This window comes from Sphingomonas sp. SP6 (genome assembly GCF_058313435.1).
The window spans coordinates 985,306-1,004,165 of sequence record NZ_JBZFLG010000001.1 but is presented as its reverse complement, the minus strand read 5'-3'; the positions used below and the strand labels follow the sequence as shown (position 1 = coordinate 1,004,165).

15 protein-coding genes and 1 tRNA gene are annotated in these 18,860 nt (G+C 69.9%); 11 read left to right on the top strand and 5 right to left on the bottom strand.

Features of this window, described 5'->3' with window-relative positions; all coding sequences use genetic code 11:
* Positions 1-55: 55 nt before the first annotated feature.
* The 4 genes from AC4GYY_RS04965 to AC4GYY_RS04950 are packed head-to-tail and all read left to right on the top strand — an operon-like array spanning position 56 to position 5,511.
* Positions 56-802 (top strand): polysaccharide biosynthesis/export family protein, encoded by a 747-nt coding sequence (locus tag AC4GYY_RS04965; protein WP_491119107.1) that lies wholly within the window; start codon positions 56-58, stop codon positions 800-802.
* A complete protein-coding gene (locus tag AC4GYY_RS04960) occupies positions 799-2,955 on the top strand; it encodes a GumC domain-containing protein (RefSeq protein ID WP_491119106.1) in 2,157 nt (718 codons plus the stop codon). The genes AC4GYY_RS04965 and AC4GYY_RS04960 overlap by 4 nt, the downstream gene beginning before the upstream one ends.
* A complete protein-coding gene (locus tag AC4GYY_RS04955; RefSeq protein WP_491119105.1) occupies positions 2,933-4,312 on the top strand; it encodes an O-antigen ligase family protein in 1,380 nt (459 codons plus the stop codon). The genes AC4GYY_RS04960 and AC4GYY_RS04955 overlap by 23 nt, the downstream gene beginning before the upstream one ends.
* Entirely contained in the window at positions 4,309-5,511 is a 1,203-nt protein-coding gene (locus tag AC4GYY_RS04950; RefSeq protein ID WP_491119104.1) for a glycosyltransferase family 4 protein, read from the top strand. Before AC4GYY_RS04955 ends, AC4GYY_RS04950 begins: the two co-directional genes overlap by 4 nt.
* Here the strand turns inward: AC4GYY_RS04950 and AC4GYY_RS04945 are convergent.
* Entirely contained in the window at positions 5,508-6,353 is an 846-nt protein-coding gene (locus AC4GYY_RS04945; RefSeq protein ID WP_491119103.1) for a DUF1521 domain-containing protein, read from the bottom strand. The two genes, AC4GYY_RS04950 and AC4GYY_RS04945, sit on opposite strands and share 4 nt — an antisense overlap.
* A 221-nt stretch (positions 6,354-6,574) precedes the next feature.
* On the opposite strand from AC4GYY_RS04945, the gene AC4GYY_RS04940 reads away from it, so the two are divergent.
* On the top strand, positions 6,575-8,452 hold the full coding sequence (locus tag AC4GYY_RS04940) for a calcium-binding protein (RefSeq protein ID WP_491119102.1): 1,878 nt from the start codon (positions 6,575-6,577) through the stop codon (positions 8,450-8,452).
* 16 nt (positions 8,453-8,468) lie between these two features.
* Here AC4GYY_RS04940 and AC4GYY_RS04935 read toward each other — a convergent pair whose 3' ends face one another.
* Complete coding sequence (locus AC4GYY_RS04935; RefSeq protein WP_491119101.1) at positions 8,469-9,380, bottom strand: JmjC domain-containing protein; 912 nt, start codon at positions 9,378-9,380, stop codon at positions 8,469-8,471.
* Positions 9,377-10,456 (bottom strand): GNAT family N-acetyltransferase, encoded by a 1,080-nt coding sequence (locus AC4GYY_RS04930; protein WP_491119100.1) that lies wholly within the window; start codon positions 10,454-10,456, stop codon positions 9,377-9,379. Before AC4GYY_RS04930 ends, AC4GYY_RS04935 begins: the two co-directional genes overlap by 4 nt.
* A gap of 250 nt (positions 10,457-10,706) precedes the next feature.
* On the opposite strand from AC4GYY_RS04930, the gene AC4GYY_RS04925 reads away from it, so the two are divergent.
* The gene (locus tag AC4GYY_RS04925; protein ID WP_491119099.1) at positions 10,707-10,886 is read left to right on the top strand and encodes a hypothetical protein; all 180 of its coding nucleotides are present in this window, start codon (positions 10,707-10,709) and stop codon (positions 10,884-10,886) included.
* 38 nt (positions 10,887-10,924) lie between these two features.
* Here the strand turns inward: AC4GYY_RS04925 and AC4GYY_RS04920 are convergent, their stop codons facing one another.
* Together AC4GYY_RS04920 and AC4GYY_RS04915 are read right to left on the bottom strand one after the other, a co-directional pair.
* Positions 10,925-11,209: a hypothetical protein gene (locus AC4GYY_RS04920; protein WP_491119098.1), complete on the bottom strand. Its 285-nt coding sequence runs from the start codon at positions 11,207-11,209 to the stop codon at positions 10,925-10,927.
* Between the two features lie 40 nt (positions 11,210-11,249).
* Positions 11,250-11,323 (bottom strand) — tRNA-Cys (locus AC4GYY_RS04915).
* Positions 11,324-11,483: 160 nt separating this feature from the next.
* Between AC4GYY_RS04915 and AC4GYY_RS04910 the strand changes: the two genes are divergently transcribed.
* The 5 genes from AC4GYY_RS04910 (at position 11,484) to AC4GYY_RS04890 (ending at position 18,811) form a co-directional block, all read left to right on the top strand.
* On the top strand, positions 11,484-12,155 hold the full coding sequence (locus AC4GYY_RS04910) for a protein-L-isoaspartate O-methyltransferase family protein (RefSeq protein WP_491119097.1): 672 nt from the start codon (positions 11,484-11,486) through the stop codon (positions 12,153-12,155).
* Between the two features lie 2 nt (positions 12,156-12,157).
* A complete protein-coding gene (locus AC4GYY_RS04905) occupies positions 12,158-13,675 on the top strand; it encodes a TolC family outer membrane protein (RefSeq protein WP_491119096.1) in 1,518 nt (505 codons plus the stop codon).
* Positions 13,676-13,746: 71 nt separating this feature from the next.
* The gene (locus AC4GYY_RS04900) at positions 13,747-14,178 is read left to right on the top strand and encodes a DUF2497 domain-containing protein (protein WP_491119095.1); all 432 of its coding nucleotides are present in this window, start codon (positions 13,747-13,749) and stop codon (positions 14,176-14,178) included.
* A gap of 53 nt (positions 14,179-14,231) precedes the next feature.
* Positions 14,232-17,090, top strand: coding sequence for a valine--tRNA ligase (locus tag AC4GYY_RS04895; RefSeq protein ID WP_491119094.1), 2,859 nt, complete (start codon positions 14,232-14,234; stop codon positions 17,088-17,090).
* Positions 17,091-17,368: 278 nt separating this feature from the next.
* Positions 17,369-18,811 (top strand): MATE family efflux transporter, encoded by a 1,443-nt coding sequence (locus tag AC4GYY_RS04890; protein WP_491119093.1) that lies wholly within the window; start codon positions 17,369-17,371, stop codon positions 18,809-18,811.
* Positions 18,812-18,860 lie beyond the last annotated feature (49 nt).

Here is an 18,860-nt window from a genome sequence, read left to right as displayed (position 1 = left end):
TTACAGCGCCGCTGTAGGCGTTTGGATCATGGCCTTCCCCCAGCCGGTCCGAATCATGCGCACCCTGAAGCCCGCCGTCTCCGCAATCGCGCTCGCCGCCGCCGCCTGCGCCGGGCCGGTGAAGTATGCGCCGTCGCCTTCGATCCCGCTGGAGACCGCGGGCAACGACTTCGCGCGCGAGGTCAACGCCAAGCTCGAGGCGCACCTCGCGCTCGAAGGGGATTTCCACCCCAACGACGTCATCCGGCTGAGCTTTCCTTATTATCCGCTGCTCGGCGGCGACCAGCGCATCCAGCTCAACGGCCAGATCAGCCCGCCGATGCTGCCGCCGATCCAGGCGGTCGGTGTCAGCGCCGTCGATCTCCAGGCTCGCCTCAACCAGCTCTACCGCGCCAAGCTCGACAAGCCCGACGTGTCCGTCCAGGTCGTCGCCTACAATCGCCCGCCGCCGCTGCCCGAGGTCTTCATCATGGGCGAGGTGGCGAAGCCGGGCAACTTCCCGTGGCGTGAGGGCACGACCGTGTTCGAGGGCCTCGCCCGCGCCGGCGGCGGCACGCGCGACGCCGACATGCGCCGTGTCGTCCTGCTTCAGCCCGACGGCGATCACATGGTCGCGCGGATGATCGACCTGGAGGATACGCTGCGCGGCGGCCGCACCCCGATCGGCTTCCTGTCGCCCTTCTCGATCCTGATCGTGCCGCCGACCGCGATCGCGCGCGATGCCGACAAGTCGCGCCAGATCCGCCAGATCATCGGCTTCAATGGCGTCACGCTCGGCACGGCGATCTCGCTCAGCCAATGACGTGGCCCAACACCTTGGGCGCGGAGTACGCCCGCATCGTCCTGTCGCGCTGGCGGCTGGTGGTGGCGCTGATCGTGCTGGGCCTCGTCGGCGCATCGGCGGTCACCGCCTATATGGCGACCAAGCCGACCTTCGAGGCCTCGTCGCGGCTCAACATCGTCCCCACTAGCGAGGAGTTGGGCTACGCCAGCCGCTTCGTGCGCGGCACCACCTTCGACGGTGGCTCGACGCTGCTCGGCACCTATGCCGAGTTCGCGCACACCCGGCCCGTTGTCGCGCCGATCGTCGATCGGTGGATCGCCGAGCAGGCGAAGGCCGCCGGCCAATCGGTCGAGCAGTGGACCAAGGCGAATACGCCCGCGCCGGGCTTCTCGCCGCGTGCGCTCTATTCGGAGCTCAATTACGGCGCCGCCCCCGTGCAGCCGCTGCGCGACAATCTGGTCGACGGCGTCATCAAATACACAACGATCGAAACCGTCGAGGGCACGTATCTGATGAAGCTGACGGTGTCGTGGGATGACCCCAAGGCCGCCGCCTGGTTCGCGAACGCGCTCGCCGACGCGATCGTCAGCCGTGCCGAACAGATGAGCAGCAAGAGCAACACCGCACTTGCCGGTAGCCTCGAAGCGCGTCTCGCCGACAAGCAGGCCGAGCTCGACGCGACGCTGCGCCGCTCGCGCGACATGAAGCAGTCGGCCGGCGTCGTCGACGTCGACCAGCAGAAGCAGGCGCTGCTCGCCGCCCAGGTCACCGAGCAGTCGCAGCTCACCAGCGACCGCGCCCAACTCCAGGCGAGCCAGAGCCAGGTCGCGGGGCTTCGGCGCCAGGCGAGCGGGAAGATGTCGACCGCGCAGGTCGCGATCGACCAGACGCTGGCGGTCGAAGGGCCGAAAGCCGCGGGGCTCGCCCGCGGGATCGCGATCCGCGAGGGGCGGGTCGCGCAGCTCACCGCGCAGATCGCCGGCCTCGGCCGCCACGAGGACACGATCAAGTCGCTCGACGACCGCGCGAACCAGCTCCGCGCCGAAGTCGCCGCGCTGACCGAGCGCGTCGGCTTCACCCAGACCGAGAACCTCGCCAACGCTCCGCGCATCCAGCTGATCGAGCGCGCGATCCCGCCGCTGACCCGTTCCAGCCCGAAGACGCTCCTCAACCTCGCGCTCGGCTTCGTCGCCGGCTGCGCGCTGGCCGCGTGCGCGCTGCTGATCCTCGGCCCGGCGCCCGCGAGGGAGCTCGACGAGGAGGAGTTGGTCGAGGAGGCCGTCGGCGAGCCGCAGCCGCAGCCCGCGCCCGTACCGGACCCCGCGGCCGCGCCGGTCCGCCCGCCCGCCGACGCGCCCCATCCCCGCCGCCGCTGGAGCGACTTCCTACCCGCCGACTTGGCCAACGTGGTCGAGATGCCGCGCCCGGTCGTCACCCCGGCCTACGCTACCACCGGGTCCCTCGCTCTAGCCCGCGAGATGGCCCCGGGCTCGGTGCCCGAGCCCACCAGCGCTCCCCCGACGCCCGAGGAGAGCGCATCCCCCCCGACGGCCGGAGCCCAGTCTCGGGCTGAACCGCTACCCGGCCCCGGCCTTCGCCGGGGAAGCGCCGATGATCAGGCTGCGAACGCGCTTCTGGTGACCGCACCGGAGGCAATCGAGTCGCACGTCGAGATCCTCGAACTCGGCGCGACCGAACTCGCGCCCGAACCAGCTCCTGCCACCCACACCGATCCCGTCTTCGGCTACCTCCTCCCGTCGCCCCGGTCGGGCCGCCGCTACGACGCGCGCGAGGTCCGCGGGATCGGCGCGCAGGTCGCCGACTGGCTCGGCCCCGCGCTCTATACCGACGCCCCGCTGACCGTCGGCGCGACCGGCGACGCCGCGGGCGCGCAGCGGCTGTATCAATTGCTCCACGACTATCTCTCCGCGCACGACCGCGCCGTCGTCACGATCGACTGGTCGGGCGGCGTCCGCGCGCTCCCACGCGCCGAGGGCAAGCCGCTGATCTACGCGGGCGGCGCGTTCGGCGAAGGCGCGATCCTGGCCCATCGTGACGGCGCGGTGGTCGTCGCCATCGCTGACGACGAGGCGGACGGGCTCGACGCCGAGGCGCGTCGCCTCGCCGTCTTCGCAGGTCGAGCGGTCCATGTCGTCCCTCTCGGCGCATAGCGCGCACCCGCGAACCCGCATCGCCGACGGGGCCGCGGCGCGGCTGCTCGGCGTCGCTGCGCTCTGCGGCTTCGCCTTCTTCGCACAGGCCGACGCGCTGTCGAATCGGCTCTCGGGTCCGTCGCCCGTCACGCTCCTCTCGCTCCTGATCGCCGCCATCCCGGCAGCGACGCTGCTCGTCCTGCTTGCCCCCGCCGCCGAACGCCCCCACGCGGTCGGCGGCGACGGCGCGCGGCTGATCCTGCTGCTCGCCGCCTGGGCGGTGTTCTGCTGGACGCTCAGCGATCACAAGACCGAAGGCGTCCACTATTTGGTCAAGTTCGCGACGGCGGTCGGCCCGGCGCTTTGCCTCCTCGTCCTCGCCGACCGCCCTTGGCATCTCCATGCCATCGCCTGGTCCATGATCGCCGCCGGAGTCGTCGCGTCGCTGGTGGTCCTCGTCGAACACAAGACGGGCACGCGCATCTTCTCGACCGCGCCCGCCGCGGTCACCGCCGATTTCGACGGCGTCGCGCGCTCGGCCGGCGCGTCGGACCAGAACCCCACGACCGCCGCGCAATGCCTGATGACGGGGGCCGCGCTCGCGCTCGGGCTCCTGTTCGCGGGAGAGAGGCGCTGGCGAGCCGCGCTGGTCGGCGCGGTCGCGGTCGGCACGGTGGCGCTGGTCTTCATGTCCGCGCGCTCGGCGATCCTCGGCTTCGGCGCGGGTACAGGCGTCGTCCTGCTGTCGCTGCGCCACCACAGGGCGTTCCCGCTGATCCTCGTCGCGGCCGGTGTGATCGCCGTGGCCGGCCTGTTCCTCGCGCCCGCCACGCTATGGGAGCGGTTCGCCGCGATCGGCGACTTCGGCAAGGACCAGACGCTGTTCCGCCGCATCACCTATCTAAGGATCGGGGTCGACCTGATCGGTCAGTCCCCGATCTGGGGGGTCGGCCCGGGCAACTTCCCGCTCCATTACATGCTCTACGAATACCGTTATCTGCCCGGCCGCATCCTGTTCCCGCGCGAGCTCCACAACACCTATCTCGATACGGCGACCGAATACGGCCTGGTCGGGTTCGCGATCTTCGCGCTACTGCTGACGCATTGCTTCTTGGCGCTTCGCCGGGCGATGCAGCCTCTGCCGTTCGTCCCGAGCGAAGTCGAGGGACAGATCAAGGACGATGCCGCGACTACGCTCGGCACGAACGGTGAAGGGGACAAACTCCGCCGCCTCGCCTTCGCCGTGCTGATCGCCCTCGTCGCGCTGCTCGTCGGCTGCGTCTTCATGCCGCACAAGGACCTGCGCTATCTGTGGCTGATCCTCGCGATGGCGATCCAGTGCGGGCGGCTTAGAGCGGGTGGGGCGGTCCAGTGAAGCTGGCCGTCATCGTCACCGAATATCCGAAATCGACCGAGACCTTCATCTACCGCGACCTGATCGCCTTTCATGAGATGGGGTGCGAGGTCGTGCTCTATCCCCTCGCGCCGCTCCGCCGCGATCAGCCGCTCCACGCCTTCGCCCAGCCGACGCGCGAGTGGGTCCGCGAGATCGGCTTCGTCCAGCCGGCGCCCGTCGCGCGCGCGCTTCGCCGTCCGGCACTGGTCGCCGCGCTCGCGCGCATGACGGCGGCCTATGTCCGGCACCCCAAGATCCTGGCCAAGTCGTTCGCGATCGTTCCCAAGGCGCTCGCCATCGCGGAGGATGCGCGGCGGCGAGGCTGCACCCACGTCCATGCAGAGTTCGCCGGGCATCCTGCCACGGCCGCCTGGCTCGGCGCGCGGGCAGTGGGGCTGCCCTATTCGGTCAGCTGCCGCGCCCACGACATCTTCCGGACCCAGGCGCTGCTGACGGAGAAGCTCGGCGAGGCGAGGGCGGTCCGCACCGTCAGCGACTTCGGCGCGGAGTTCTTGCGACAGCGGGTCGCGGGCATGGCCCTGCGCGAGCTCCACGTCATCCATTCGAGCGTCGCCGTCTCGCGGATCGCCCCGGTCGAGACGGTCCCGGCAACCGATCCCTTCCGCATCCTCTACGTCGGCGCGCTCGAGCCCAAGAAGGGGGTCGAGCACCTGCTGACCGCGCTCGCACAGATCGAAGACCGGCTCGGCGACTGGCGCCTCGACGTGATCGGCCAAGGCCCCAGCGCCGACGCGCTCACGGAGCTGGCGACCTCGCTCGGCCTCGCGCGCCGGGTCACCTTCCACGGCGCAAGGCCCTTCGAGGAGGTCGCGGCAGCCTATCAGCGAGCCAGCGTCTGCGTCGCCCCGTCGGTGATCGGACCCAGCGGCCGCCAGGAGGGCATCCCCAACGTCATGATCGAGGCGCTCGCCTACCAGCGTCCCGCGATCGCCACCGCGATCTCGGGCATCCCCGAGTTAATCGAGGATGGCGAAACGGGCCTGCTCGTCGCACAGGCCGATCCGGCGGCGCTGGGACGCGCGCTGATCCGGGTCCGCGGCGATCCGGAAGCCGCGCTGGCGATGGCGAGGCGGGGTCGGGCGCACGTCGAGCGCGAGTTCGATCTCGCGGTCAACGCGCGCCGTCAGCTCGACCTGTTCTTCGGCCCACGCGCTTAGCGGCGGCCGATCTGCTCGCCGCCGTTGTTGATCATCGCGCTCACGACCCCCAGCATCAGGAAGCTCGACAGCAGCTCCTTGATCTCGCCCAGACTCGCCGTGCCGCTCCCCGGGCCATAGGCCCGCCCGGGCTTGGTCGCGTCGAGGTCCGCCTGCGTCGCGACCTGGCCCGTCCACTGCGAACGCCAGCCGGATCCGGAGGCGTTCTCCTTCAGCACGAAGCCGTCGCGGGTCCGGTCGTCGAGCCGGCGGCCGTCGTTCGATTGGGTGATCGAGAGGTCCCCGAGCTGGTTCTGGCTGATCCCCTTCACCTCGATCGCCTGGTTGCCTTTGGTGATCGTCAGCCCGCTGGCGACGTACATGTCGGGATTGCCGGCGAACTGCTCGGTATCGATCGTGATCTTGGTGCCGTTCTCGAGCTGGAAGGTCGTCGTGCCCCAGAAATCGAAGGCGTGCTGACCGTCGACGTTGACGTGCGGGTCGCCCCAGATCTGCGTGGTCTCGCCGGTGGTCGCGTTGTGGATCGTGATCTCGGAATTGGTCTCGTTGAGGTCGAGCGTGTAGCCGTCGCCCAGGTCGATCGCGCCCTTGCCGCCGCCCGACAGCGTGGCGGTCCACTGCGCCGTTTCCACGGGTTCCCGTCCGCCTCCCTGCGGCAGCCGCACGCCCTGGATCTGCACCGTCTTCGGCAGCATCGCCTGCGCGAACGGTCCGGCACCAAGCGCCCGGACGTAGCTGGCGACAATGCCCCTGGCGATCTGCCCGGCGAGCGTTCCCGTCGGCAATGTGCTCCGCGCCGCGCCGAACTGCGCTCCGAACGGATTGCTGGTGATGGCGTTCATGATCGCGTGCTCCCGTTGCAGCGCGGCCGGATGCCGCGTGGTGTTCGGCAGGATCATGCCGCGTCGTGCGCGCGACCGCGCTCAACGATCCGATTAGTCGGTTAGTCGAAACGATTAGCGGGCGGCGCGCGGCCGCCCTCGCGCACGAACGCGATTGCGCGCGCTCGGCATTGACTTGCCACAGTTTTTCGGCTGGGGGCGGCCGGACGGGAGGGGTTCGGATGCGCTACAAGGGTACGGGCGGGGACGACGGCCAAGCGGGCACGGACGGGGTCGATCGGCTCGACGGATATGGCGGCGACGACCGGCTATTCGGGCTTGGCGGACGCGACACCCTGCGCGGCGGCGAGGGGAACGACTTGCTCTCCGCCAACCTCGTCATCGACGGCGAGTTCGCGGCGAGCGGCGGCAGCGACCGCGACGCCGATCTGGTGGATGGCGGCGCCGGGGACGACATCGTCGCGGGCGGCTGGAACGACACGCTGATCGGCGGCGAGGGCACCGACACGCTCGAACTCGACACGCGCGGCTACAACGGCGATCTGGTGCTCGACTTTTCGCGGCTGCCGGGCGGCGGCGTCGTCGCGCTCGGCAAGGGCGCGATCTCCGGGTTCGAGTGGATCGGCGCGCTGCTGCTCGGCGGCGGCGACGATCGGGTGACGCTAGGCGCGCTGGTCCCCGCGCCGCTGCTCGGGCGCTCGATCGACGCCGGGGCGGGCGATGACGTGATCGACGGGCGCGGGCTCCGGATCGATCCGGCGGGTGTGCGCGGACACAATGGCGTGATCATCGGCGGCGCGTACGAGATGTATGGCGGCGCGGGGGACGACCGAATTTACGGCAGCCAGTTCGCCGACCGGCTTTTCGGCGGCGATGGCAACGACTGGATCGGCCTGGGCGGCGGGCGGGACGTCGCCGAAGGCGGCGCGGGACGTGACAAATTCGTGGTGACGATCCCGACTGAATATCCCGGGTACGACTTCCTTGCCACGATCGACGGCGGTGAGGGCCGTGACCAGGTCGTGCTCGACAGCGCGCGCGCCGAGTGGACGGCGCACATCGATCCCTCGGGGCAATATTACCTCTCCCGGTTGTACGAATCGGATGAGAACCGCGAGGACATCGTCCGCATCACCGACATCGAAAGCGTGCGGTTCGCCGACGGCGTCGTCGCATTCCGAGATATCGCACCCGGCCTCGTCATCGGCACCGACGCGGCGGACCGGATCGCCCCCGGCTCCCCGGGTTACGGCGGCACCCGCGTGACGGACGGCGACGACCTGATCCATGGGCGGGGCGGCGACGATGTGCTCGACGGCGGGCGGGGCGCGGACACCTATTACGGTGGCGAGGGCGCCGATAGCGTCCTGTTCGATCAGGCGGGCGACCGCGTGCTGGACGCGAGTGTCGAGGATACGGTGATCGCGTCCGTCGGCTACGCCGATCAGCTGAACGGCAGCTATCCCGGGCATGTCGTGCTCGTCGGCCACGACGCGATCGACGCCACCGCCTTCTTCGCGCTGTCGATCACGGGCAACGACGCCGACAATCGGCTGACCGGACGCGCCGAGCAGACGCTGCTCGAAGGGGGGCTCGGCAACGACACGTTGGCGCGCGGCATCGCCAGCTACGAGCATGCGGCGGGGGGCGTGACGGTCAGCCTGGCCGAGACGGACGTCGCCGAGGATACGGGCGCCGCCGGCTTCGATACGCTCGCCGACACGATCTCGGGGCTGCGCGGCAGCGCCTTCGACGACGTGCTGATCGCGTCCGGCCGCGGGCAGCAGGACGATCTCTACGGCGGACGCGGCGCGGACACGTTCGTGTTCGCCGACGGCGGCAGCGCGAGGCTGCCGGACTTCTTCGTCGGCGATGGCGATCGCATCGACGTCTCGGCGATCGACGCAGATCCCAACGTGGCCGGCGACCAAGCCTTCCACGTCGTGGAGCGCTTCACGGGCGCGGCGGGAGAACTGGTGATCGCGCCGACCGACCATCGCGATGTCCTGCTCGACATCGATGGGGACGGCAGCGCCGACCTGACCGTCGTCGTGTCCGTCCCCGACCAGGCGGCGTTCGCGGACGTCCTCGTGCTTTGAGCCGGGCGGGCGCGGCTCAATAGGCCGATCGGTCGCGCCCCTTGCCCAGCGCCCGCTTGACCAGTCCGGTCGCGCGCTTCCCCGCCTTGTGGAGCGCGACCTTCGCTGCATCCACCTTGGGATCCTCGCCGACCACGCTCGGCGTCAGGCCCACCTTGCGCAGGCCCGCATTGACGCGGTGGACCCGCGCCTCGGCGTCCGACAGCCGCGATCGCCAGGTGATCGAGAAGGAGATCGACGGCTCCGGCCCGTTCTGTACCCAGTGCGGCGCTTTCACCGGGACATAGACCGCGTCGCCCGGACCCATCGCGAAGTCGCGCGCCTTGGCGTCGAAATCGGGCGAGTGGGCCATGTTGCGGTGGCGTCCGCCGCGGTGGAACGCCTCGTGGACCTCCTGCGGCACGATCGTGTCGTCGCCGGCGGGATAGACCTGCATCGTCTTGCTCCCTGCGATCTGGAGCAGGATGTTGTGCTCGGGGTCCATGTGGAAGGGCGTCACCGACCCTGGCGCCGAGATGAAGATGAACGCCTCGCGCCGCAGGTACGCGCCCGTCGCCGGCTCGACCACGCCCGCGATCTCGGCGAGGCATTGGTCGATCAGCGCGGCATAGGCCGGATCGGCGTCGACCTTCTTGAGCACCATCCAGCAGCGATTGGTGGCGATCGTCCGCACGATCTCGGCCGGGTCCAGCGCCGCGCGCGGGATCGCATCGGGGTCCTGGCTGACCGCCAGGTCCCCGCGGCTATGCTCGACATGGCTTTCGGGCAGCCGCCCGGCTAGCCGCGCCAGCGCCTCCCGCGCGAAGAGCGGATGGTGCTGCAGCCGGTGCCGCACCGCTGCCGCGTGGCCGGGATAGGCGCCGGCGAACTCGGCATTCTCGGCCGCGGGCAGCCAGTCCTCGACGGCGGGGGAGGCGTGATGCGTCATGCGGCGTCCTTGTGTCTGCTGCGCCAGCGTCTGGCGGCCGCCTGCGCCGCGACCGCGACCCGCGACGACCAGCGATCGAACGGGATCGCGAGCGACACGATCTCGCGCCGCGCGGGCCAGATCCGGTCGATCATCGGGTGCCCGGCGCGCGCGCAGCTGTCGACCAGTGCCAGGCGGCGCTCGTCAAGCGCGTGACGAAGATACTCCATCTCCACCAGCACGCCCGGCGAGAATTGCGACCACGCCTCGTCGAAGGCGATCTTGAGCTGGACCGCGGTGTCGCCCGGTCCCTCGATGCAGGCGAGCATCGCGATCGGCCGGCCCGCCACCGTCATCCGGTGGACGTCGAGCCGCCCGCGGGCGTGCGCCTGTGTCAGCATCGCCCGGAACGCCGCCTCGACCGCGGGGTCGGCGGCGGCGGCGACGCCGTCGCGTCCCTTCCAGCCGGTCAGCTCCAGCGCGAACAGCGCGTCGATCCACGAGCCGGCGTCGGCGCCGGCCGGCAGCCGGTCGAACAGGAGCGCGCCCCTGTCCGCCAGCCGCGCCCGCAGCCGGCGGTGCTCTTTCAGCACCTTGGCGCGCACATGCTGCTTCGCATGGTCCGCACTCGACGCGCCGCCCTCGAGCACCGCGCGCACGTAGCGCCGCGTCACCGTATACGGCCGCCCGCCTTCGTCCAGCAACGCGGTGAGCGCTTCCGTCGCCCGCGAGTCCGCCGGCAGCGTGGACAGCCGCAGGAACGCGCCGGCGGCGTGCCGGTCGAGGTGGGGCAGCGCGCCCGCCCAGAAGGCCCGCTCGGCTCCTCGCCGGATCAGCGGCTGACCCAGGGCGCGCACCCGCTGATCCCAGTTCTGCGTCGTCGCGGTGACACCAGCGAGGGTGCGTCGCTGCAACGGCAGCAGTCCGGCGAGCGTTACCTGGTCCCACGCCAGCAACAGACTTGCTCCCGCCGCTTCGGGCAAGGCCATCGCCGCCTCCGCCGCCCAGCGTTCGTAGAAGACGTTGTCCGCCTCGGCGCCGAGCGCGTCCCAGGCCGCAGCGGGGCGGTCCGCAAAGTCGACGATCTCGAACCGCACGGGAATGCCTCGCAAGAACGCCGTTGCGACTAGCGTACAGGAGGTTCACAAGACGTTAGCGCGAGGCCGCCGACCTGTCACAATCCCCTGTTACGGGGTCGTTCCGAAAAGGGTGATGGGCAAGGCTCGGTTGGCCCGATTTCGTGTGCAGTTACGCTTAGCTATGGGCGCTTCCATGCCGGGAGATGGGGAGCGATGGGGCACGCCGACGGGGCGTGCGGAATTGGGGTGGGGCACGATGGATAGTCCGATGAGCGCGGTCGAACTGGCGAACGCCATCGCCAGGATGACGGGTCTCGATCCGCTCGCCTATGCGGCCGAGCGGATCGGCGCGCTGCGGAACGGCGGCGACGAGGCGAGCGTACGGCGCCTGACCGAGATCACTCGCCTCGCGGAGCGATCCGGACCGGAAGGTCCGCCGTCAAATTGATGCTGCCTGTAGGCCTGGAGTGGCCCGCGCCCCGCAGGTTATTGCCGCGGCGTCTCGGGCGGAGCCGCACGTCCGGCGTCGAGGTCTTGCGCGATGTTGCGCTCCTGCCGGCCCTCGAGCGGGTGGCGATTGCGCCGCTTCCTCAAGAAGAAGGCCAGGGCCGCGCCGACCACCACAAGGACGATCACCAGCGTCCCTAAGTTGAGCGAAGCCAAGAAGTCCGGAGTTCTCATCGCCGTTTCCTGCCAGATCGTGTCATGATCAAACAGCAGGCATGCGGACCTGTTCCCGACCTTGATCTGAGTTTGGCCGAAACACGCCACCCAGACGCCTTGAACAGGCGAGTCAACGGCGCGAAGCCGCTGGAGGCGCGACCGGGAATCGAACCCGGGTGCAAGGATTTGCAGTCCTCTGCGTCACCACTCCGCCATCGCGCCTCGACGTGCGGGACGCGGGCCATGGCGGGGGCCGGAAGGCGTGTCAAGGCGCGCGCCGTGGTCGATCGGGCGCTTGGCGGAGCGAAAAGCGCACGATACAAGCGCCCGCGGCAGCCTTGTGTGTTGCTAAGCTAAAACAGTTGTGCGACAGGTTCCCGTCATGACCGCTCCCGCTCGATCCCACGCCGTCGACACTGCCGCGCTCCGCATCGCCATGGTCGCCAGCCAGCTCCGCACCACCGGGGTCGGCGACCCGCGCGTGGTCGCGGCGATGGCGGAGGTCCCGCGTGAGCGGTTCCTGCCCGGCGTCGCCCCCGAACTCGCCTATCGCGATCAGCTCGCCCCGCTCGGTCGCGGGCGCGAGGCGAACCTGCCGATGGCGACCGGCAAGCTGCTGACCGAGGCATACCTGCGCGCGAGCGACCGCGTGCTGCTGATCGGCGCCGCCGGCGGTTACGCCGCCGCCGTGCTCGCCCGGATCGTCGCCGAGGTGGTGGCGGTCGAGGTGGACCCAGCACTTGCGGCACACGCCCGCGCGGCCCTCACCGGCGAGGGCCGGGTGACGGTGGTCGAGGGGCCGCTGCCGGAGGGGCATGCCGAAAAGGCGCCCTACGACGTCCTGTTCATCGACGGCGCGGTCGAAACCCTTCCCGAAGGGCTGTGGTCGCAGGTCGCGGTCAACGGCCGGATCGTCGGCGGCATCGTCGATCGGGGCGTGACCCGGCTCGCCTCGGGCGTGCGGTCCGCGGGCGGGCTGGGGTTGACCCATTTCGCCGATGTCGCCTCGGCGATCCTTCCCGGCTTCGCCAAGCCCGCCCGGTTCAAGTTCTGATCGTGCGGACGGCGCTTCTGCTCGCGACGGCCGCCGCGCTTCTCGCCGTGCCCGCGTCGGCGGGGACGCTGCGCGAGGCGCTGCTCAAGGCGTATCAGACCAACCCGACGATCACGGGCAGCCGCGCCGGTCAGCGCGCGACCGACGAAAACGTCCCGATCGCGCGCGCCGCGGGCCGCCCCTCGGTCCAGGCGACGGGCGGGCTGAGCGAGAATCCGGTCAACACGGGCAATTCGTTCAGCAACCCAGAGCGCAGCCTTACCTCGCAGCTCGGCGTCACCCTGCCGGTCTTCAACGGCGGCGCGGTCCGCAACTCGGTCCGCGCGGCGGAGACCCGCGTCGAGGCGGGGAGGGCGGGCCTGCGGGGGACCGAGGCGTCCCTCTTCACCGATGTCGTCGCCGCCTATAACGACGTGATCCGCGACGAGGCGATCGTCGGGCTCAACACCCAGAACGTCCGCGTGCTCGAGACCAACCTGCGCGCGAGCCAGGATCGGTTCCAGGTCGGCGACCTGACCCGCACCGACGTCGCCCAGTCCGAGGCGCGGCTGAGCCTCGCCCGCGCCCAGCTCCAGACCGCGCAGGCGAACCTGATCGCCAGCCGCGAGAATTACGTGCGGCTGGTCGGCGACGCCCCCGGCGCGCTGGACGCGCCGCCGCCGCTGCCCGGCCTGCCCACCACGGCGGACGCCGCGGTCGAGGTCGCGCTCCAGAACAACCCGACGCTCCTCGCCGCGCTCAAGAGCCGCGACGCCACTGCCTACGACATCCGCGTCGCCCAGGCCGCGCGGCTGCCGCAGGTCGGCGTGACCGTCGGCGTCAACTACAACAACTACCTCGGCACGCTCGGCGCCGGCAGCAGCGTCGCCGGGGTCAGCGGGGTCGGCCAGTCGGGCGCGTCCGGCGGGCTCGGGCTCAACCTGACGCTGCCGCTGTTCCAGGGCGGCCGGCCCGCGGCGCAGATCCGCCAGGCGCAGGCGCTGCGCAGCCAGGCGATCGAGCAGGTGACCGAGACCGAGCGGCAGGTGATCGCCAACACCCGTTCGGCCTATGCGATCTGGACGTCGTCGCAGCTCGTGATCCAGTCGTCCGAGCAGGCGGTCAGCGCCAACCGGCTGTCGCTGGAGGGGGTGCGCGCGGAGAACAGCGTCGGCAACCGCACCATCCTCGACATCCTCAACGCCGAGCAGGAGCTGCTGAACAGCCAGGTGACGCTCGTCACCGCCCGGCGTGACGCTTACGTCGCGGGCTTCGCGCTGCTGGCGGCGATGGGCGAGGCGGAGGCCCGTGACCTGAATCTGGAGGGCGGCGCGCTCTACGATCCGGTCGCCAACTTCACGCGCGTGCGCGGCCGCTTCTCCGATTTCGCGACCGATCCCGCGCCGCAGGCGGTCGCGCCGTCGACCCGGGGTACCGCGGCGCAGGACGCCGTCGTCACCCGACCGCTCGACCCCGAGCTGAAGAGCGCGGTTGACAGGACCGCGCCGCTGACCACAGGTGAGAACGCGCCGAACCGCTGATCTTTTCTGTTGTGGAAGGGGGGCGGCCGGCCGGAGATCGCGGGATGGGGGACGTGAGCGCGGAGCCGTCGATGGAAGACATCCTGTCCTCGATCAAGCGGATCATCTCGGAAGAGGCCGATCCCCAGCCGCGCGCGAAGCGTCCCCCGCCCCGCGCCGTGCCCGCGCCGCCACCGCAGGTCGATTACGAGGACGACGACGAGGTGCTCGAACTGAGCGAGCCGGTGCCGGAGCCTCCGGTCCGCGCGACGGCGATCCCCGCCTCGCATCCCGCGCCCGAGTCGATCCTGTCGCGCGGCACCGCCGACGCGACCCGTTCGGCGCTCGACGCGCTCTCCCGCCTGCTCGTCAAGCCCGAGCCCGAGAGCGACGGGACGCTGGAAGGCCTGGTCCGCGAAATGCTCCGGCCGATGCTTCGCGAATGGATCGACGCCAACCTGCCGCAGATGGTCGAGCGCATCGTCGCGCGCGAGATCGCGAAGCTGACCGGCGGGCTGCGCTGATCCTCGCCGCTCCGGCGTGACAATCCGGTCGGCGCGCCGCTAAGGCGCAGCGCATGACCGAGCTCGCCAAGACCTTCGACCCCGCCACGATCGAATCGCGCTGGTACGCGCATTGGGAGGAGAACGGCCTGTTCCACCCCGAGCGCCCCGGTGCGGAGCCGTGGACGATCGTCAACCCGCCGCCCAACGTCACCGGCTCGCTCCACATCGGCCATGCGCTTGACAACACGCTCCAGGACATCCTCGTTCGTCATGCGCGACTAAAGGGCAAGGACGCGCTGTGGGTGGTCGGCACCGATCACGCCGGGATCGCGACCCAGATGGTGGTCGAGCGGCAGATGGCGCTCAAGCAGCAGAAGCGCACCGACTTTACGCGCGAGGAGTTCGTCGCCAAGGTCTGGGAGTGGAAGGCCGAGAGCGGCGGCGAGATCACCCGCCAGCTCCGCCGCCTCGGCTGCTCGATGGACTGGGCGAACGAGCGCTTCACGATGGACGAAGGCTTCTCGAAGGCCGTCCTCAAGGTGTTCGTCGATCTCCACCGCGAAGGGCTGCTGTACCGCGACAAGCGGCTGGTGAACTGGGACCCCGGCCTCGGCACCGCGATCAGCGACCTCGAGGTCGAGACGCGCGAAGTGAAGGGCAGCTTCTGGCGGCTCCGCTATCCGCTGGAGGATGGCAGCGGCTTCATCGAGGTCGCAACGACGCGGCCCGAGACGATGCTCGCCGACATGGCGGTGGCGGTCCACCCGACCGACTCGCGCTACACCGCGCTGGTCGGCAAGCGGGTGCGACTGCCGATCACCGGCCGGCTCATCCCGATCGTCGCCGACGGGCATGCCGATCCCGAACTCGGCTCGGGCGCGGTCAAGATCACGCCGGGGCACGACTTCAACGATTTCGAGGTCGGCAGGCGGGCCGGGATCGAGGCGCGCGACATGCTCAACATGTTCGATGCGCAGGCTCGCGTGGCCCAGGTCGCCGACGGGCTGATCCCCGCCGACCTGCTCGGCCTCGACCGCTTCGACGCCCGCCGCGCGGTCGTCGCGCGGCTCAAGGCGGACGGCGCGCTGATCCCGCACCTCGACAAGGACGGCGTGGAGCACGATGCCGAGCCCCGCACGATCCAGACCCCCTACGGCGACCGCTCGGGCGTGGTGATCGAGCCGTGGCTGACCGATCAATGGTACGTCGACGCCAAGACGCTGGCCCAGCCCGCGATCGAGGCGGTGCGGAGCGGTGCGATCCGGATCGTGCCGAAGACGTGGGAGAAGACCTTCTTCAACTGGATGGAGAACATCCAGCCGTGGTGCGTCTCGCGGCAACTGTGGTGGGGGCACCGGATTCCGGCGTGGTTTGGGCCGGACGGCAAGCATTATGTCGCGCTCACTGAAGCCGAGGCCCAGGCGCAGGCCGGCGAGGGTGTGCCTCTGACGCAGGACCCCGACGTCCTCGATACCTGGTTCTCCTCCGCGCTCTGGCCCTTCGCGACGATGGGCTGGCCAGAGGCGGGGAACGAAAGCGCCACACCTACTCCGTTCGTCCCGAGCGAAGTCGAGGGACATGCCGCGAGCGAACCGCATGGTGTCTCGACTTCGCTCGACACGAACGGGGGAGGGGGCATCGGCTCCACCAGCGAACCGAGCAGCGGTTTACAAAACCGCACCACTCAGCTCGCAGGCCGCTACCCCAACGATGTCCTGATCTCCGGCTTCGACATCCTGTTCTTCTGGGACGCCCGCATGATGATGCAGGGCATCCAATTCATGAAGGACGTGCCGTTCCGCACGCTCTACCTCCACGGCCTCGTCCGCGCCGCGGACGGGGCGAAGATGTCCAAGTCCAAGGGCAACACCGTCGATCCGCTCGGGCTGATCGACAAATATGGCGCCGACGCGCTGCGCTTCTTCATGGCTGCGATGGAGAGCCAGGGCCGCGACATCAAGATGGATGAGAAGCGGGTCGAGGGCTATCGCAACTTCGCGACCAAGCTGTGGAACGCCGCGCGCTTCTGCCAGGCGAACGGCATCGGCGGCGCGACCACGCTGGAACCGCCGCCAGCGACCTCGGCGGTCAACAAGTGGATCGTCGGCAAGGCGATCGCCGCGATCCAGGAGGTCGACCTCGCGCTCGCCGACTACCGCTTCGACGCCGCCGCCAACGCGATCTACCAGTTCGTCTGGAGCCAGTTCTGCGACTGGTATCTGGAGCTGATCAAGGGCTCGATCGACGAGGAAACGAAGGCGGTGGCGGGCTGGGTGCTCGACCAGACCCTGGTCGTCCTCCACCCCTTCATGCCCTTCATCACCGAGGAACTGTGGCATTCGCTCGCCGAGCGGGAGAACGACCTGATCGTGGCGCACTGGCCGATGCCGGACGCGCGGGCGATCGATCCCGAGGCGGCGGCTGAGGTGGAAAGGCTGATCGCGCTCGTAGGCGAGGTTCGCTCCGCCCGAACTGAACTCGGGATTCCTCCCACATTGCCGCTGAAGGCCTTCGCGCTGCTTGAGGACGATCGTGGATTTGAATGGGTGGCTCGCAACCAAAAGCTGGTCTGCAAAATGGCGCGGCTTGAGGTGCTATACCGCCCACTCGTCACCGCGCAGGACGGCAAGGTTATTGGCATGTCTGCTCACCCCCAGCCCGGCCTTGGAGCCTCCACGACATTCTCGCTTCAGAGCATGACCGTGGTGATCCCGCTCGACGGCATTATCGACGTTGAAGCGGCTGAGGCGCGCCTCAGCAAGGCTCTACAGGCCGCTCAAAAGGAGCGTGACGGGCTCGCCGGCCGCCTCAACAACCCCAGCTTCGTCGAGCGCGCCAAACCCGAGGCGGTCGAAAAGGCTCGCGCCGACCACGCAGACAAGGCCGCCGAAGCCGAGCGCCTTTCGGCTGCGCTGGCACGGTTGGGCTAAGTGAGGAGCGTCTTCCGCTTTCTTCCCGCCGGGCTGATCGCGTCGATTTGGCTGTGGCTGGCGGTCTACTTGGCCGACACGCTCAACGCGCCGGCCGAGGTGCAGCCCGCTCGGGCGATCTATTACTTTGGGGTCCCGTTGGTTGTCGGGCTCCTCACGATTGGTCTGCCGATCCTGTGTCGCAAGGACGGCACATGGGCCAACGCAGTTCGCTGGGCGACCCCACTCGTTTCGGTATTCGTACTTCTCGGTTGGGGTATGTCCGCGGGGGGCGGTGTATGAGCGGTTCCCGCCCCCGCCGCGACCTCACCTCCGGCCCGATCACCTCCGCGCTTCTCCTTTTCGCCCTTCCCACGCTGGCCTCGAACATCCTCCAATCGCTAAACGGCTCGATCAACGCGATCTGGGTCGGGCGCTTCCTCGGCGAGGGCGCGCTCGCGGCGACCTCCAACGCCAACATCATCATGTTCCTGATGTTCGGCGCGGTGTTCGGGTTCGGGATGGCGGCGACGATCATGGTCGGCCAGGCCTGGGGCGCGAAGGACATCGACGCCGCGCGGCGCGCGTTCGGCTCGGCGATCGGCCTCGTCCTGATCGCCGCGATCGTCACCGCGACGCTCGGCTGGATCTTCGCGCCGGAGATCCTGCGTCTGCTCGCGACCCCGCCCGCGGCGTTCGACCTCGCGCTCGCCTACCTCCGCGTGATCTTCCTCGCGCTGCCCGCGTCGATGCTGTTCGTGCTCGCTTCGATGGGGCTGCGCGGCACGGGCGATTCGGTGACGCCATTGTGGTTCATGGGGCTGGCGGTGATCCTCGACGCCGGGCTCAACCCGTTCCTGATCCGCGGGATCGGCCCGTTTCCGGCGCTCGGCATCGCCGGTTCGGCGACCGCGACGCTGATCGCCAACGTCGTCTCGCTCGCCGCGCTGGTGGTCTATGCCCGCGCGAAGGACCTACCGCTGCGCCTGCGCGGGGCCGAACTCCGCTACATCCTCCCCGAGCCCAAGCTCGTCCGCACGATCGTCGGCAAGGGGCTGCCGATCGGCGCGCAGATGCTGGTGCTCTCGGTCAGCGCGCTGGCGATGGTCGGGCTGGTCAATCGCCAAGGCATCGACACCGTCGCCGCCTACGGGATCACCCAGCAATTGTGGGGTTACGTCCAGATGCCGGCGATGGCGGTCGGCGCGGCGGTCAGCGCGATGGCGGCGCAGAACATTGGGGCGGGGCGGTGGGACCGGGTGAGCCGGATCACGCGCTCCGGTCTCGTCACCAACGTCGCGCTGACCGGCGCGATGGTGGCGCTGGTCCTGATCTTCGATCGCGCGATTCTCGGTCTGTTCGTGCCCGGCGACAGCCCCGCGCTGCCGATCGCGCAGCACGTCAACCTGCTCGCGACCTGGGGCTTCATCCTGTTCGGCGGGACGATGGTGCTGTTCGGCACCGTCCGCGCGAACGGCGCGGTGTGGGGGCCGCTCGCGATCCTGACGATCGCGATGTTCCCGGTCCGGCTCGGCGCGGCGTTCCTGCTCCATCCATGGCTAGGGGCGGACGCGCTCTGGTGGAGCTTCCCGATCGGTTCGGCGGCGAACGTCACCCTGGCGGCGCTCTACTACCTCTACGGTCCCTGGCGATCCGGGAAGCTGCTCGTAGCGGAGCACGGCTGCGAGGAGCGCAGCCACGCCGATGTCGAGCCCGTCGGGACGCTCCACCCGGCCGGCTGACCCCGTTCGTCGCACGCTCGGCGCGTCGTCGCCACGCGGTCTCACCCCG

Excerpts from the sequence above, each read along its gene's own strand:
- AC4GYY_RS04965 (WP_491119107.1), top strand. The coding sequence starts at position 56 with ATGCGCACCCTGAAGCCCGCCGTCTCCGCAATCGCGCTCGCCGCCGCC.
- AC4GYY_RS04960 (WP_491119106.1), top strand. The coding sequence starts at position 799 with ATGACGTGGCCCAACACCTTGGGCGCGGAGTACGCCCGCATCGTCCTG.
- AC4GYY_RS04955 (WP_491119105.1), top strand. The coding sequence starts at position 2,933 with ATGTCGTCCCTCTCGGCGCATAGCGCGCACCCGCGAACCCGCATCGCC.
- AC4GYY_RS04945 (WP_491119103.1), bottom strand. The coding sequence starts at position 6,353 with ATGAACGCCATCACCAGCAATCCGTTCGGAGCGCAGTTCGGCGCGGCG.
- AC4GYY_RS04940 (WP_491119102.1), top strand. The coding sequence starts at position 6,575 with ATGCGCTACAAGGGTACGGGCGGGGACGACGGCCAAGCGGGCACGGAC.
- AC4GYY_RS04935 (WP_491119101.1), bottom strand. The coding sequence starts at position 9,380 with ATGACGCATCACGCCTCCCCCGCCGTCGAGGACTGGCTGCCCGCGGCC.
- AC4GYY_RS04925 (WP_491119099.1), top strand. The coding sequence starts at position 10,707 with ATGAGCGCGGTCGAACTGGCGAACGCCATCGCCAGGATGACGGGTCTC.
- AC4GYY_RS04910 (WP_491119097.1), top strand. The coding sequence starts at position 11,484 with ATGACCGCTCCCGCTCGATCCCACGCCGTCGACACTGCCGCGCTCCGC.
- AC4GYY_RS04900 (WP_491119095.1), top strand. The coding sequence starts at position 13,747 with ATGGAAGACATCCTGTCCTCGATCAAGCGGATCATCTCGGAAGAGGCC.
- AC4GYY_RS04895 (WP_491119094.1), top strand. The coding sequence starts at position 14,232 with ATGACCGAGCTCGCCAAGACCTTCGACCCCGCCACGATCGAATCGCGC.
- AC4GYY_RS04890 (WP_491119093.1), top strand. The coding sequence starts at position 17,369 with ATGAGCGGTTCCCGCCCCCGCCGCGACCTCACCTCCGGCCCGATCACC.